Annotated in this window: 12 protein-coding genes and 1 pseudogene; 2 read left to right on the top strand and 11 right to left on the bottom strand. The window is 71.4% G+C overall.

Features of this window, described 5'->3' with window-relative positions; all coding sequences use genetic code 11:
* Nucleotides 1–113: 113 nt before the first annotated feature.
* Nucleotides 114–872, bottom strand: coding sequence for a fumarylacetoacetate hydrolase family protein (locus ACCP09_RS38460; RefSeq protein WP_017987469.1), 759 nt, complete (start codon nucleotides 870–872; stop codon nucleotides 114–116).
* A 117-nt stretch (nucleotides 873–989) separates the two neighbouring features.
* Between ACCP09_RS38460 and ACCP09_RS38455 the strand changes: the two genes are divergently transcribed.
* Complete coding sequence (locus tag ACCP09_RS38455) at nucleotides 990–2,006, top strand: Rieske 2Fe-2S domain-containing protein (protein WP_433753928.1); 1,017 nt, start codon at nucleotides 990–992, stop codon at nucleotides 2,004–2,006.
* Nucleotides 2,000–2,200 (top strand): hypothetical protein, encoded by a 201-nt coding sequence (locus ACCP09_RS38450; protein WP_433753926.1) that lies wholly within the window; start codon nucleotides 2,000–2,002, stop codon nucleotides 2,198–2,200. The genes ACCP09_RS38455 and ACCP09_RS38450 overlap by 7 nt, the downstream gene beginning before the upstream one ends.
* Here the strand turns inward: ACCP09_RS38450 and ACCP09_RS38445 are convergent.
* The 10 genes and pseudogenes from ACCP09_RS38445 to ACCP09_RS38400 form a co-directional block, all read right to left on the bottom strand.
* Entirely contained in the window at nucleotides 2,146–2,727 is a 582-nt protein-coding gene (locus tag ACCP09_RS38445) for a cupin domain-containing protein (RefSeq protein WP_378334465.1), read from the bottom strand. The genes ACCP09_RS38450 and ACCP09_RS38445 overlap by 55 nt on opposite strands.
* A 13-nt stretch (nucleotides 2,728–2,740) precedes the next feature.
* Nucleotides 2,741–4,681, bottom strand: a complete 1,941-nt coding sequence (locus tag ACCP09_RS38440; RefSeq protein WP_433753924.1) for an AMP-binding protein — start codon at nucleotides 4,679–4,681, stop codon at nucleotides 2,741–2,743.
* An 85-nt stretch (nucleotides 4,682–4,766) separates the two neighbouring features.
* Nucleotides 4,767–6,368, bottom strand: a complete 1,602-nt coding sequence (gene cimA, locus ACCP09_RS38435; RefSeq protein WP_378334463.1) for a citramalate synthase — start codon at nucleotides 6,366–6,368, stop codon at nucleotides 4,767–4,769.
* A 234-nt stretch (nucleotides 6,369–6,602) separates the two neighbouring features.
* Complete coding sequence (locus ACCP09_RS38430) at nucleotides 6,603–7,646, bottom strand: 3-isopropylmalate dehydrogenase (RefSeq protein WP_020421964.1); 1,044 nt, start codon at nucleotides 7,644–7,646, stop codon at nucleotides 6,603–6,605.
* A gap of 166 nt (nucleotides 7,647–7,812) precedes the next feature.
* Nucleotides 7,813–11,121, bottom strand: a complete 3,309-nt coding sequence (locus tag ACCP09_RS38425; RefSeq protein ID WP_433753922.1) for a S8 family serine peptidase — start codon at nucleotides 11,119–11,121, stop codon at nucleotides 7,813–7,815.
* 109 nt (nucleotides 11,122–11,230) lie between these two features.
* The gene (gene serA, locus ACCP09_RS38420; RefSeq protein ID WP_027931906.1) at nucleotides 11,231–12,829 is read right to left on the bottom strand and encodes a phosphoglycerate dehydrogenase; all 1,599 of its coding nucleotides are present in this window, start codon (nucleotides 12,827–12,829) and stop codon (nucleotides 11,231–11,233) included.
* 472 nt (nucleotides 12,830–13,301) lie between these two features.
* Nucleotides 13,302–13,544 (bottom strand): DUF397 domain-containing protein, encoded by a 243-nt coding sequence (locus ACCP09_RS38415; protein WP_027931907.1) that lies wholly within the window; start codon nucleotides 13,542–13,544, stop codon nucleotides 13,302–13,304.
* Nucleotides 13,545–13,621: 77 nt separating this feature from the next.
* The gene (ilvC, locus tag ACCP09_RS38410) at nucleotides 13,622–14,635 is read right to left on the bottom strand and encodes a ketol-acid reductoisomerase (protein ID WP_017987460.1); all 1,014 of its coding nucleotides are present in this window, start codon (nucleotides 14,633–14,635) and stop codon (nucleotides 13,622–13,624) included.
* A 32-nt stretch (nucleotides 14,636–14,667) separates the two neighbouring features.
* Nucleotides 14,668–15,174: an acetolactate synthase small subunit gene (gene ilvN / locus ACCP09_RS38405; RefSeq protein ID WP_027931908.1), complete on the bottom strand. Its 507-nt coding sequence runs from the start codon at nucleotides 15,172–15,174 to the stop codon at nucleotides 14,668–14,670.
* Nucleotides 15,171–15,396 (bottom strand): annotated as a pseudogene (locus tag ACCP09_RS38400) (acetolactate synthase large subunit); the annotation flags it as partial. The gene ilvN and the pseudogene ACCP09_RS38400, both read right to left, overlap by 4 nt.

Here is a 15,396-nt window from a genome sequence, read left to right as displayed (position 1 = left end):
GGTTGGCATGTCAACTCACGCAGGCGCGGAGGTTGCGGCCCTGGCTCAAGGTGATCGTCCAGTTCCAGGCGACGGGATGACCACCCAGCTACCTTGGGTTCAAAGCCCTGGCGCTACGCGTTCTGCACCGGGTTGGTCAGTGTGCCGATGCCCTCGATCGTGATGGACACCGTCTGGCCGTCGGTGATCTGGCCGACCCCTGCGGGCGTGCCGGTGAGGATGACGTCGCCGGGCAGCAGCGTCATCACGCCGGACACGAACTCCACCAGTTCGGGGATCTTGTGGATCAGCAGCGAGGTCCGCGAGTCCTGCTTGAGCTCGCCGTCGACCTCGGTGCGGATCGCCAGGTCGGAGGCGTCCACGGCGGTCTCGATCCACGGTCCGAGCGGGCAGAACGTGTCGAAGCCCTTCGCGCGGCCCCACTGGCCGTCGGCCTTCTGGAGGTCCCGAGCGCTGACGTCGTTGGCGATCGTGTATCCCAGGATCGCCGCCGGGGCCTGCGCCGCCTTCACATTGCGGATCGGCTGGCCGATGACCACCGCGAGCTCGCCCTCGAAGTCCACCCGCTGCGACGCGGCGGGCAGCTTGATGGCGGCGTTCGGGCCGATCACGCTGGTCGACGGCTTGAGGAACATCATCGGCGACTGCGGCACCTCGTTGCCGAACTCGGCCGCGTGCTCCGCGTAGTTCCGGCCGATCGCGATCACCTTCGACGGGAGGATCGGCGCGAGCAGCCGAACGTCGGCGAGCGAGAACCGCTTGCCCGTGTAGTTCGGCTGTCCGAAGGGGTGGTCGGCGATTTCCAGGAGCTCGTCGCCGTCGACGGAAGCGAAGGCGACCCCACCGGCATGAGCAACTCGAGCTAGACGCACCCACCCACCCTAACCAGCCGCCCTCCCCCGGGCACACGGGTGGTCATTGACACGGGGTACCCCACAGGCGTCTCATTAACGGCACTTTCATTTCGATGACCGAAACGTGGAGGTTCGGTGATCACCAACGCCTGGTACGTCGCCGGGTTCTCGCCCGACTTCGTGCGCGGCCGACTGCACGCACCCGTCGTCGCGGGGCTGCCCCTCGTGCTGTGGCGGACCGTCGACGGTGACGTCGTCGCCTACGACGGGCGGTGCCGGCACAAGCGGTTCCCGCTGCTCCGGTCCGGCGGCGACCTGCGGTGCGCCTACCACGGAATCTGCTACGACCAGCCGGGGCCGTGCTCCCCCGGATCCGCGCCGTCGACCGTGCTCCCCCGCCGCCCGGTGACCGAAAAGGACGGACTCGTCTGGGTGTGGCCGGGCGCGCCCGGCCGCGCCCAACGAGTCGCCGTGCCGGACACCCCCGAGATCCCGGGCTGGGCGACGGTCCGCTCCGAGCCGGTTGAGGTCGCGGCGAGCAGCCGCCTGCTGGTGGAGAACCTGCTCGACATCCGGCGCTCCTACCCGCTGCACGTGCGGAGCCTGTCCGGCGGCACGCGGATCGCGATGCGCCTGGAACGCCGGACGATCGGCGGCGTCGAGACCGTCAAGACGGTGCGCCGCGCCCGGGACCAGCAGCTGCCCGACGTGATGCGGGACTGGTTCGGCTACGACGTCGTCGACCGCGAGCACACCCACCACGTGCTCAACCCCGGCCTGACGCGGATCGAACTGCGCGTCGGGCCGGGCGGGCTGGGCGGCGAGCGGGAGAAGGGGTACGTCCTGCACCACCTGCACACGCCGGTCGCGCCGGGGCGGCTGCGGTGGTGGTGGACCGTGAGCTGCCGGTCGCGGGAGCTGGCCGACCGGGTCGCGGACGGGATCGCCGGGATGACCCCCGAGTACCGGTGGGCGATCGAGGCTCAGCAATCGATGCTCGCCCACCCCGAGCGGGGCCACGAGGACGTGCCCGTGAAGACCGACGGCGCGGTCGTCCTGCTGCGCCGCGTCTTCGAGCACCTGGAACGGCTCGAAGACGAACCCGACCACGCCGAGCTCGCCCGGCTGCGCACCGGAGTGACCCGATGCTGAGACGCCACGACGAAACCCTGCGCTGGGGCTACTGCGAAGGCTGCCGCCGCTGGATCTTCGCCGGATCCTGGCGGAGGTCCCGGTGCCCGGTCTGCCGCACCGCGGTGAGCGTGCTGGAACAGGCCGCGGACGACGCGTTCTACGTCGAGCTGGAGATCCCCGTGCCGGCAGGCGCAGACGAACCGGTGTTCTGACCGGCGCACGCGTGGCACGGGCAGTGCGGGCAACCCACGTCGTGCGGCCGCCGCGGCGCGCTGGTGATGACGTCACAGATCAGGCAGCACAGCTCACCGTCGAGCGAGACGACCTCCTCGTACGGCACGGGCGCCATCCGATCCTCGGCGTCGATCGCGCGGTGCGGCGAGCCCACGGCCAGAATGACGTGGTCGGTGATCGCGCCGACGGCGTGCGGCACCTCGCCTTCGATGAGGTACACCTGTCCGGCGCGGGTCTCGTGGATCCGCCCCGCGTAGGTGATCGTGCCGATCCCCGCGGTCACCACCAGCACGTGGTGACCGGGGTGCGTGTGCGGCACGAACCCGGCGCCTGCGGGCAGGCGCAACAGGTCCGCGCCCACGACACCGTTGGACACCAGGGCGTCCCCGCTCGCGGCGGGCGCGCCGTGCAGCGCCGTGGAGCGCGAGCCGTGGTGCACGTCCAGTTCGGTGTGTCCCCTGTGGACCCGGCTGCGGGCCCACGTGACGAGTTCGAGTTCGGCCACGGCCGTCCCCTTCCTACTTGGTCGCCCAGACGACGCCGCCGAGGTCGTGGTGTCCCGCGTGCAGTGCGGCGTAACCCGGTTCACGGAACCCGGCGTCGCGGAGCAAGCGCAGCCACTCCCACCGGCCGCGGAGACCACCGCGGTCCCACCAGCCGTCGACGGCGGCGAAGAGCAGGTCCAGCGCCCACGGCGTCGCCCCGGCGGTCGGGCTCGTGCCCTCGGCCAGGACGAGCCGTCCGCCATCGGTGAGCATGTCGCGCAGGCGCCGCAGCGCCATCTCCTTGTCGGCGGCGCGGTGCACGGTGTTCGTGGCCACGATGGTGTCGAACATCTCCGGTCCCGGCCCACTGTCCAGATCGTCCGGTCCCGCGTCCAGTACCCTGCCGCGCGTGCGCCCCGACGCGATCACCACTTCCGCCGCGTACTCGGCGTACACCGACATCGGCCAGTCGGCCGGCACGCAGCGCCACTCCTCGAACGGCGCGCCCTCCGCGAGATCCGGCCAGGCCACGACGAGGGCGTCCAGCGCGTCGTGCGCGGCGGTGCGGGTGCCCGGAAGTGCCTGCCGCGGCGGGGAATGCGCCGCAGTCAACGCCAGTGCCTCGCGGTACACGTGGCGCGCCCGCGCGCACTCCGGCCGCACCGGCGAGGCCAGGATCGCCCGCGCCGCACGGCAGGCGTGGTCGAGCAGCTCCTCGTACCGCAACGCGCTCTCCCGCCGCACGGTGAGCCCGCGCGCCATCGCCTCGCGCAGCGGCTGCCCGTTCTCCGCGGCCAGGAACCCGGAAGACGAGAACACCGCGGGCCGCACCCGCGCGGTCCGGCACACCCCCCGCAACCCTGCCACCGCGCCCACGAGCGCGACTTCGTGGCCCAGCGCGGGTTCCGGCACCGCCACCGCGGCGAACTCCCCGGACAGCCCGGCCTCCCGCCACTCCCCCTCGACGTCCGCCGGGTGCAGCCGCTGCCCGCCGCGCTCGATCAGTTCCGCGGAACGCCCGTGCAGGACCAGGAAACCGTCACGCAGGTCGCCGCGATCCCCGGTGCGCAGCCAGCCGTCCGGCGTCACCGGGCTCGCCTCCGGGGCGCCCCAGTACCCGCGCATCAGCTCCGGCGCACGGAGCCACACCTCCCCGTCCTCCAGGCGCAGCTCCGTGCCCGGCAACGGCACCCCGACCGGGCCCTGGTGCCGCACGTACTGTTCCCGGAACCCGGCGGCGTCGAGCATCGGCATGGTGGTGCTGAGGTTGACGGCCTCGGTGAGCCCGTAGGCCTGCCGCAACCGCGGCCCGTACCGGGCGGCGAAGTCCGCGGCCAGTTCCCGCGAGAGCGGCGCGCCGGAGGTGATCACGTACTCCAGGCAGTCCGGCCAGTGCACACCGGCGCGGACCACCTCGCGCAGCTGCGCCGGCACAAGCGATGCGGTCTGCGCACCCTTCGCCTCGACCGCCGCGAAGAACGTGACGGGGTCGAACCTCTCGGTCAGCACCAGGGGCGCGTCGGTGAGCCGGGTGCCGACCAGCGACATGACGAGCGCGGTGACGTGGTGCAGCGGCAGCGCGGTGGCGTGCGGGCGGACCGGCGAGAAGCCGTGCAGGGCCGCGGTCCGCGCCGCGTTGCCTGCCACCTCGTCGCGGCCGAGCATGACGCACCGGCCGGCTCCCGGGGTGTGCACGAGGAACGCCAGGCCGGCGGCGTCCGGATGACCGGGCTCGCCGTCGAGCAGGCTCACCCGCGACGCGCGGGGCGGCCCGTCGACCACCGCGGAGGCCCCGACCGCCGCGGCGACCCTGGCCACCTCGGTATCCGGCACGCGGGCGCGCAGTGGAACCGCCACCAGCCTGCGGTCGGCGCAGGCCAGCAGCAGCTCGGCGAACGCGTCGCCGGTTGGACAGCGCAGCACCACCCGGGCGTTGTCCGGGAGGCCGTCGAGGATCGCCCGCCATGGCTCCACCGCACCCACCCTGGCCGCTCAGGGACGGCAGTCGCAGGGAGGCGAGTCCCGCCGCGAGGGCGGCCACGCGAGGTGGCGAACAGTCCTAGCCGCGCATGCTCTTGTGCACCAGGGCGTCGCACAGGGCGAGCCAGCTCGCTTCGACGATGCTGCCGTGCACGCCGACCGTGGTCCACTCCTGGTCGCCGTCGCTGGACTTCAGCAGCACCCGGGTCACCGCGTCGCTGCCCGGGTGGCTCGGCAGGATCCGCACCTTGTAGTCCGACAGCTCGACACTGTCCAACCAGGACAGCGACGGCGACAGCGCCTTCCGCAGCGCCGCGTCCAGCGCGTGCACCGGGCCGTTGCCCTCCGCGGTCGCGATCACCCGCTCCCCCGCGACGTGCACCTTCACCGTCGCCTCGGAGATCACCTCCCCGTCGCCGCGGTGGTCCAGCACGACGCGGTAGGACTCCAGCGTGAACGGCGGCTCGGCCGGGCCGTCGACCTCCTCGCGCAGCAGCAGTTCCAGCGACGCGTCGGCGGCCTCGAACGACCAGCCCTCGGCCTCCAGCTCCTTCACCTTCGCCACCACGCTGGTGACCGCCTCAGGCCGGCCGGCAAGGTCCACCCCGAGCTCACGTCCCTTGAGCTCCAGGCTGGCCCTGCCGGCCATCTCGGTGACCAGGACCCGCATGTCGTTGCCGACGGAAGATGGATCGATGTGGTTGTACAGCAACGGATCCACCTTGATCGCGCTCGCGTGCAGCCCCGCCTTGTGGGCGAAGGCCGACGACCCGACGTAGGCCTGGTGGGTGTCGGGTGCGATGTTCGCGATTTCGGCAAGGGCATGGGAGACGCGGGTCAGCTCGGCGGCGCCCCCGGTGGGGAGCACGTCCATCCCGAGCTTGGCCACGAGGTTTCCCGTCACGGCGAACAGGTCGGCGTTGCCGGCCCGCTCCCCGTACCCGTTCGCGGTGCACTGCACGTGCGTCGCGCCGGCCTGCACCGCCGCGATGCTGTTGGCGACGGCGCAGGAAGTGTCGTCCTGGCAGTGGATGCCGAGCCGGAAACCGGTGCGGGCCGCGACTTCCCGCACGGTTTCGGCGATCCCGAGCGGCAGCTGGCCGCCGTTGGTGTCGCACAGCACGACGACGTCGGCGCCTGCGGTGAACCCGGCTTCCAGCACGCGCAGCGCGGTGTCCGGGTCGAAGGCGTAGCCGTCGAAGAAGTGCTCGGCGTCGAGGAACACCCGGCGCCCCTCGCCGACCAGGAACGACACGGTGTCGGCGACCATCGCGCAGGCCTCGTCGACGTCCACGCGCAACGCGCGCTCGATGTGGCGGCGGTCGGACTTCGCGACCAGCGTCACCACCGGCGCCCGCGAGTCGAGCAGCGCCCGCACCTGGGCGTCCTCCGCCGCCGTCGTGCCCGCCTTGCGCGTCGATCCGAACGCGACGAGCGCCGCGTGCTTGAGGATCAGCTCTCCGTCCGCGGCGCGGGCGAAGAACTCGGTGTCCTTCGGCAGCGCGCCCGGCCAGCCGCCCTCGATGAAGCCCACACCCAGCTCGTCCAGCAGACGCGCGACGGCGAGCTTGTCCGCCACCGAGTAGGAAATGCCCTCGCGCTGGGCGCCGTCCCGCAAAGTCGTGTCGTACAGGTGGAAGTCGTCACCGAGCGGCAGTCCGGCTGGCTCCGTGCGGGTCACGGTCATCTCCTTGCGTGGTGGAAGGCTTCTCGGGCAACAAAAAAACCTCCCGCGGATGCGAGAGGTCTGCGCGCCAGGTGTCCGATGCGGACACTACCCGGCGCGCCTGCCGATAATGATCACGGCGAAAGAGGAAGCCATGCCCGCATCATGCCACACCGGCGCGCGAAAGGGCAAAAATGCGGCGGAGGCCACCCCCGAAGCGGGGATGGCCTCCACGGCGCGGGAAAACGATCAGGCGACCGGTCGCGTGTTCGACGAGACCAGGGCGGCCAGGCGGTCACCGATCGCCTGCGTGGTGCCCGGGTTGGCCTGGTCGCGGGTCGCCAGGTCGAAGGCGACGGACGCCTCGATGCGGCGGGCCGCCTCGCGCTGGCCCAGGTGGTCCAGCAGCAGCGAAACCGACAGCACCGCGGCGGTCGGGTCGGCGATGCCCTGCCCGGCGATGTCCGGCGCGCTGCCGTGCACCGGCTCGAACATGCTCGGGTTGCGGCGCGTGATGTCCAGGTTGCCGCTGGCCGCGAGGCCGATGCCACCGGTCACGGCGGCAGCCAGGTCGGTGATGATGTCGCCGAACAGGTTGTCGGTGACGATCACGTCGAAGCGGCCCGGGTCGGTGACCATGTGGATCGTGGCGGCGTCGACGTGCGAGTAGGAGACCGTGACCTCCGGGTGCTCGAGCGACACCTCCTCGACGATCCGCGACCACAGCGAACCGGCGTGCAGCAGCACGTTGGTCTTGTGCACCAGCGTGAGGTGCTTGCGCGGCCGCTCCTCGGCCCGCTTGAACGCGTCGGACACCACGCGGCGGATGCCGAACGCGGTGTTGACGCTGACCTCCGTGGCGATCTCGTGCTCGGTGTCCTTTCGCAGCAGGCCGCCGTTGCCCGCGTACGGGCCCTCGGTGCCCTCGCGCACGACCACCATGTCGATCTCGGCGTTGCTGTCGGCCAGCGGGCCGCGCACACCCGGGTACAGCTTGGCCGGGCGCAGGTTCACGTGGTGGTCCAGCTCGAACCGCAGGCGGAGCAACAGGCCCCGCTCCAGGATCCCGCTGGGCACGGTCGGGTCGCCGACCGCGCCCAGCAGGATGGCGTCGTGCTGCCGGAGCTCGCCGAGGACCGACTCGGGGAGCAGCTCGCCGGTGGCGTGCCAGCGGGCCGCGCCGAGGTCGTAGTTCGTGTACTCCACCGTGGGAGCGACCTCGCCGAGTACCTTCAGGGCCTCGGTGATCACTTCGGGTCCGATCCCATCACCTGGGATCACCGCCAGCCGCATCAGACACCTCCGTCGATCAGGGCCACGAGGCTCGTTCGCACCCGTTTGCCCACATACTCCAGCGACGGCAGGTTACCGGCTGTCGCCAACGAGCCGAAGCGGCACCACCCTTATGACGGAATCTCCCGAGAAGTGAGACACCCGATCGGCGGAGTGGCCCCGGTCGTCAGGGCCGGCTACCCCCGTTCACCCGGATCACGCTCACCCGGTTGCCGTTGCCGTTGTGGTGCTTCAGCGCGAGCAGCCCGAGCACCGTGTCGGCCGACGCCGGGTTGCGCGTGACGTCGAGCGCCGTGCCGGGCTTCGCCGAGTACATCAGCGCGGACCCGTTGGCACCGGCGACCGAGTAGGCCGGCGCGAGCGCGTCGAACGTCATCGGCGTGCCGATGGCGTCGATGAGCCCGTTCTCGCTGCTGGGCGCCACGTAGTACCCGGTGGTGCCGACGGTGTAGCTGATCTTGTGCGAGGCCGCGGCCGGGTCGATGCCCAGCGCCGTGATGCTGACCGGCAGCAGCACGACGTTGGTGTCGAACACGTTGGTGTCCACGTCACCGAGCTGGCCGTTGACCGCCTGGACGTCCACGGTGGGGAAGCCCTCGGCGTTCAGGTCCACGGTGTTGACCAGCCAGACGTCGGTGCCGCTCGCCTTCGTGACGTAGGACTCGAAGTCGGGCACGCCGTCGCCGGTGGTGTCGATGTCGACGAACGGGATCGTGTTGCTGCCCAGGTTCGCCCAGTTGCCCCAGGTCGAGATCCCGAAGGCGAGCAACGCCTGGTCGGCGTGGCCCTGCTGCCGCGCCTGCGCGATGGTGGACGCCGCCCCGACGTACTGCAGGTCACCGCCCTTGGCCGTGTCGTTGATCGTGCAGCCGTCGGTCACCCTGCCGCGGCACTCCGGCAGCCGCGGGGACTCGCCCTGCAGCTCCAGCACGCTGATCAGCGACTCGTAGCGCTGGCTCCCGGTGCCTTGGTCGACGCCGCGGCCGGTGAGCGTGAAGCGCGCGGTGTCGGCCGCGAAGTTCAGCGACTTCGGGGTGTCGATCGACGACACCGGCTTCGGCGCCGCGTAGACCGGCACGCGCAGCGTCGGCTTGCTCCCGCCGGGCGGCGGGCTGAGCACGACGCGCCCGGAGGCGTCGGCGACGAACTGGCGGGCCATCCCGGCCTGCTCGGTCGCCACCGTCGGGTCGATGACCTTGCGCAGCGCCGTGGGATCGGTGATCCGCAGCGTGACGCGGACCGACGCGGTGCCGCGCGGCGGCAGCGACACGGACCGGTCGGACAGCTCGTACTGCACGCCGGGCAGGTTGGTGATGCCCTCGTAGGCCACGGCGTAGCGGGCCCAGCTGTCGCCCTTGTTGACCACCTGGATGGTCTTGGTGATCGTCGTCGGCCGGTCCACCTCGACGGTGCCGAAGGTGACGCTGACGGCGCCCCGGTCGTCCCGCGAGTAGGCCAGCACCTGGTCGTTCAGCGCGGCCTGCGTGTCCAGCCGCCCGGCGCCGACGCGCTGCGGCGCGTAGGTCTTGCCGTCGGCGACGATGTCGTGCCCGGCGGTGTTCATCACCAGGGCCTTGATCTCCTCGACGGACCAGTCGGGGTGCGCCTGCCGCAGCAGCGCGGTGACGCCGGCGGTCAGCGGCGTCGCCATCGACGTGCCGGACAGCACGGTGCGGTTGTTGCCGCTGCCGCGCAGGGCGGACGAGATCGTGTCACCGGGCGCGGACACGTCCGGCTTGACGGCCGGGCCGCGCACACCGCGCGAGGTGAACGAGCTCGGGGTGTCCACGATCGCCGGGTCGTAGGTCTGCAGGCTGGCGCGGCCTGCCCCGTACAGGCGGACGGTCAGCGTGCCCGCGTCCAGCGCCGGGCGGATCTGGCTGGTCGCCGACGCGGTGAACTGGAACATCGGGATGGCCGAGTTGCCCGCGATGCCCGCGGCGAAGTGCTCCAGGCTGGACGACAGCAGCACACCGGTGGCGCCGGCGGCCTGCGCGTTGTTGGCGCGAGCAGCCGAACCGCAGGCGCGGGTGGCGTCGTTGTCGTCCCACTCCAGCCACGCGAACTTGCCCGCGACCGCGGCCTTGTCGGCGTCGGAGTAGGGCGCGCAGCCGTCGGCGTTGGCCGAGGACAGCTTTGCCACCGCCGAGGTGCGGTCCAGGGTGTCGTAGCCGGTGTAGTTCTGGCTGTACTGGCCGCCCTTGGGGCCGGCGACGCCGGCCGGGGCGGTCACGTCCGCCGCGTCGCGCAGGACCGAGACGTCCCGGCTGGACGCGACGGTCAGCGCCTCGGGGGTGTTGCCCGGCGAGCCGCCGACGTCGTAGAGGTCGCCGCCGTTGCCCTCGGCGATGACCGACAGGACGTTGTTCGCGGCCAGCTTGCGCACGAACAGCGAGTCCGGGTCGTCGGGCGCGCCGAAGTCGCTGCCCAGCGACAGGTTGACGATGTCGAGGTGGTCGTCGAAGTCACCGTCGCCGTTGGGGTCCAGCGCCCAGTCCAGCGCCTGCGACGTGACGTCGGTGGAGCCCTCGCAGCCGAACACCTTGATCGCGTACAGCGAGGCCTTGGGCGCCATGCCCGGGCCGATCTTCATGGCGTTCAGCGACTCGGCGGTCAGCTTCGAGTAGTCGCCGGTGAAGGTGCTGCCGTCGGCGTTGACGCCGTAGCCGCCGACCGTGCCGGCGACGTGCGTGCCGTGCTCACCGCAGGCGATCGGGTTGGGGTCCGGCTTCGGGGTGTCCGCGCCGTCGGTGCCCGCGTCGTACTCGTCGCCGACCAGGTCGGTGCCGCCGACCACCTTGGCGTTGGGGAACAGCGGCGTCGGCGCGTCCCGGTCGACCGAGTCGTAGGCCGCCTTCGTGCCGGGGCCGCCGAAGTCGGCGTGGGTGTAGTCGATGCCGTCGTCGATGACCCCGACCTTGATGCCGTCGCCGAGGCGGCCGGTCTGCTGCCACGCGTTGAGCGTGTTGGTCAGCTGCGCGGCGCTGTTGTTGCTACGGGTCTTCGGCACGACCGTGCGGATCGACGCGACGTCCGGGCGAGCGGCCAGTTCGCGGATCTTCGCGGCGTCGGCGGTCACGACGACACCGGACACGGCGTTCGCGGTCGAGTAGAGCACCTCGGTGCCCGCGTCGAGCGAACGCAGCTGGCCGAGCACGGAGTTCACCACCCCGGCGACCCCGGCCCGCGCGTTGTTCGCCGCCTGCCTGGCGCGGTCCTTGCCCGCGCCGCGCTCGGCGTTGAACGCGTCCACCGCGGGCTGCTGGGTCAGCTCGATGAAGGCCGTCGTCCGGCCCGCGGCCGACGCCAGCCGTGGGGACAGCTTGCCCTGCAAGCCGTCCGCGGACACCTTGGCCACGGGTTTGCCCGCCGCCAGCGGCTCGTCCTGGGCCGCCGCGCTGCCCGACGCGAAACCGGTCGCGGCGAGCGCGGCGGCGAAGACGGCGGCGAGCGACCGCCGGGTCGTGTTTCTCATGCTTGTTCGCACCCTCACTCCGATCAAGGCGAGGGTGCGAACTTAGCCGGTGCTCCCGCGATGCGCCTAGAGCGCATCGGAGTAATCCGACTTTGGGAGGTAGTGCGCGTTATGCGAACGTGACGGCGCGGATGGTGCGCGCGCCGACGGTCGCGGCGATCGGCTCCAGCAGGTGGGAGTCCACCTCGCGGTCGACGCGCAGGATCATCACCGCGTCCGACCGGTCGGTGGTCTGGCTGATCTGCGCCGCCTCGATGTTGATCGACGCCTCACCCAGGAGGGTGCCGACGCGGCCCATGATGCCGGGGCGGTCCGGGTACTCCAGGAGCAGCATGTGGCCCTCGGCGCGCAGGTCGAAGTGGCGGCCGTTGACCTCCACCAGCTTCTCCACCTGGTTGTTGCCGGTGACCGAACCCGAGACCGACAGCGTGGTGCCGTCGTCGTGCACCGCGCGGACGGTGACCAGGCTGCGCCAGTTCGGGCTCTCCGGCTCGGTGACGATCTCGGTGCGCACGCCGAACTCCTCGGCCAGGCGCGGCGCGTTGACGAACGTGACCTGGTCCTCGACCACGCCGGCGAACACGCCCCGCAGCGCGGCCAGCGACAGCACGCTGACGTCCTCCGACGACAGCTCGCCGCGCACCTCGACGGTGACCGCCGACGGCGCCTTCTGGCTCAGCGCGGCCAGCACGGTGCCCAGCTTCTGGGTCAGCGGCAGGTACGGGCGGACCTCCTCGCCCACCACGCCACCGCTGGCGACGTTCACCGCGTCCGGCACGAAGTCGCCGCGCAGCGCGAGCAGCACCGACCGGGCGACGTCGGTGCCCGCGCGGTCCTGCGCCTCGGCGGTCGAGGCGCCCAGGTGCGGGGTGACGACGACGTTGGGCAGGCCGAACAACGGGCTCTCGGTGGTCGGCTCGGTGACGAACACGTCGATGCCGGCACCGCCGACGTGGCCGTTGCGGATGGCCTCGGCCAGCGCGTCCTCGTCGACGAGGCCGCCGCGGGCGGCGTTGACGATGATGACGCCCGGCTTGGTCTTCTTCAGCGCCTCGGCGTCGATGAGGCCCTTGGTCTCCGGGGTCTTCGGCAGGTGGATCGAGATCATGTCGGCCCGCGCGAGCAGCTCGTCCAGGCTGAGCATCTCGACGCCGAGCTGGGCGGCGCGGGCGGCGGGCACGTACGGGTCGTAGGCGACGATCTTGGTGTCGAACGCGGCGAGGCGCTGCGCGAACAGCTGGCCGATCTTGCCGAAGCCGACGACACCGATGGTCTTGCCGTTCAGCTCGACACCGGTGAACTGGCTGCGCTTCCAGGCGCCGCCCTGCAGGCTCTGGTCGGCGGCGGGCACGCGGCGCGCCACGGCGAGCAGCAGCGCGACGGCGTGCTCGGCGGCCGAGACGATGTTCGAGGTCGGGGCGTTCACCACGAGCACGCCGCGCGCGGTGGCGGCGGGCACCTCGACGTTGTCCAGGCCGACGCCCGCGCGGGCGACCACCTTCAGGCGCGTGGTGGCGGCCAGTACCTCGGCGTCCACCTTGGTGGCGGAGCGGACCAGCAGCGCGTCGGCGGACTTGACGGCCTCCAGCAGCGCGGGGCGGTCGGTGCCGTCCACGTGCCGGACCTCGACCTCGTCGCCGAACACGGCCAGCGTGGACGGGGCGAGCTTTTCGGCGATGAGGACGACCGGCTTGCTGGGGTTGGTCACGATGGGGCTCCCGTTGACGCGGCTGGGCTCAAACGACGCCCGCGAGTCTAGTCGCGCTGCTCACCGGGCCTGTTAACGGGAGCGCAACCCGGCGGGAACAAGATCGCGGACGCGCAAGCGGAGTGCGGGCTCCGCACCGGTAACGTGGTTCGCTCCCCACGACCGCTTGCGGATGGCCGCCGCCCGCGGGGACTTCACCGGGGTCGGGGCAGCCACCCACCCGGCACCGGAGGGCACACGCCGAGCGCGGTCGTGCGCCGGGCCCTGACCAGTCCGCCGGCCACCTGCGCGGGCTGCTACGCCGCGGACGCGCGCGTCACGCACCCCTTCGGTGCCGGGTTCGGGACCAGCACGGACTCACCCCGCTGGACGTCGTCTTCCACCAGGGCGCCGATCCCGGGCTGGTGGTCACAACCGCCGTCGTGGCCTTCGCGACCGCGGCCGGGACCCTGCCGGAACCGCTCGCGGCCGCTCAGTCCGCGGTCAGCCCGGCGAGGTCGTGGAACTCGCCGTCCCTCGCGCCGGCCACGAATGCGTCCCATTCGGACGGTGTGAAGACCAGGACCGGCCCGTCCGGGTCGGTCGCCTTGCGAAGCGCCGTGTAGACGAGACCGTCGACGTGCTCGACCTGCGCGAACTCCAGTTCGCCTTCGGTGGCCTGCCACCGCGCCCCGGTGAGATCCAGTTCCTCGCGAACCCGCACCTTGTCGTCCACGTGATCACGGTAACTGCGGGAACGAAAAGGGACCGCCCCGGGGGCGCACCCCGGAGCGGTCCCTTCGCACCGAAAAATCAGGCGGTCTCGGTGATCGGCCGGTCGACCCACGACATCAGGCCGCGCAGCTTCTTCCCGGTCTCCTCGATCGGGTGCTGCTCGCCGGCTTCCTGCAGCTTGCGGAAGTTGGCCCGGCCCGCCTCGTCCTCGCCGACCCACTCACGGGCGAAGGTGCCGTCCTGGATCTCGCCCAGGATCTTCTTCATCTCCTCCTTCACCGCGGGCGTGATGACACGCGGGCCGCGGGTGAGGTCGCCGTACTCGGCGGTGTCGGAGATCGAGTAGCGCATCCGGGCGATGCCACCCTCGTACATGAGGTCGACGATGAGCTTCAGCTCGTGCAGCACCTCGAAGTAGGCGATCTCGGGCGCGTAACCGGCCTCGGTCAGCACCTCGAACCCGGTCTGCACCAGCGCGGAGGCGCCACCGCAGAGGACGGCCTGCTCACCGAACAGGTCGGTCTCGGTCTCCTCCTTGAAGGTGGTCTTGATGACCCCGGCGCGGGCGCCACCGATGGCGGCGGCGTAGGACAGCGCGAGCGCCTGCGCGTTGCCGGAGGCGTCCTGCTCGACCGCGATCAGGGCGGGCACGCCCTTGCCGTCGACGAACTGGCGGCGGACCAGGTGGCCGGGGCCCTTCGGCGCGACCATCGCCACGTCCACATTGGCCGGCGGCTTGATCAGCTCGTAGCGGATGTTGAAGCCGTGGCCGAAGAAGAGGGCGTCGCCGTCCTTCAGGTTCGGCTCGATGTCCTCGCTGTAGATGAAGCGCTGCTTGGTGTCCGGCGCGAGGATCATGATCAGGTCGGCCTCGGCGGACGCCTCCGCCGGGGTGAGCACCCGCAGGCCCTCCTCCTCGGCCTTCGCGCGCGACTTCGACCCCTCCGGAAGACCGATGCGCACATCGACCCCGGAGTCGCGCAGGCTCAGCGCGTGCGCGTGGCCCTGGCTGCCGTAACCGATCACGGCGACCTTGCGACCCTGGATGATGCTGAGATCGGCGTCGTCGTCGTAGAAGATTTCGACTGACATGAGGGGAACTGATTCCTTTCGGTTCTAAAACTTCAACGGGGCGCGGAGGCGGTGATCGACCGGGGACCCCGGCCGACCGCGACCATGCCGGACTGCACGATCTCACGCACGCCGTACGGCTCCAGCATGCGCAACAGGGCACCGAGCTTGTCACCGGTGCCGGTGGCCTCGATGGTGAGTGCCTCGGGCGACACGTCGACCACCTTGGCACGGAACAGCTGGACGGTCTCGAGGACCTGGCTGCGCACGGTGGCATCGGCCCGCACCTTGACGAGCAGCAGTTCGCGCTGCACCGACGAGACGGGCTCGAGCTCCACGATCTTGATGACGTTGACCAGCTTGTTGAGCTGCTTGGTCACCTGTTCGAGCGGTAGCTCCTCAACGGCGACCACGATCGTCATCCGGGACACCTCGGGGTTTTCCGTGGGCCCGACGGCGAGGGACTCGATGTTGAAACCGCGGCGGGAGAACAACCCGGCGACTCTGGCGAGCACCCCGGGGACATTCTCCACCAACACGGACAGCGTATGCCTGGTCACTGCGAAACCTCGTCGTCCTCGAACAGCGGGCGGATGCCGCGCGCGGCCATGATCTCGTCGTTGCCGGTCCCGGCCGCAACCATGGGCCAGACCTGGGCGTCCTTGCCGACCACGAAGTCGATCACGACCGGGCGGTCGTTGATCTCCATCGCGCGGCGGATGACGTCGTCGACCTCGTCCTTGGTCTCGCACCGCAGGCCTGCGCAGCCCAGCGCCTCGGCC

Origin of the sequence: Amycolatopsis sp. 3B14 (assembly GCF_050958625.1) — a bacterium.
GTDB lineage: Bacteria > Actinomycetota > Actinomycetes > Mycobacteriales > Pseudonocardiaceae > Amycolatopsis_E > Amycolatopsis_E thermoflava.
This window is presented reverse-complemented; position numbering and strand designations above follow the sequence as displayed.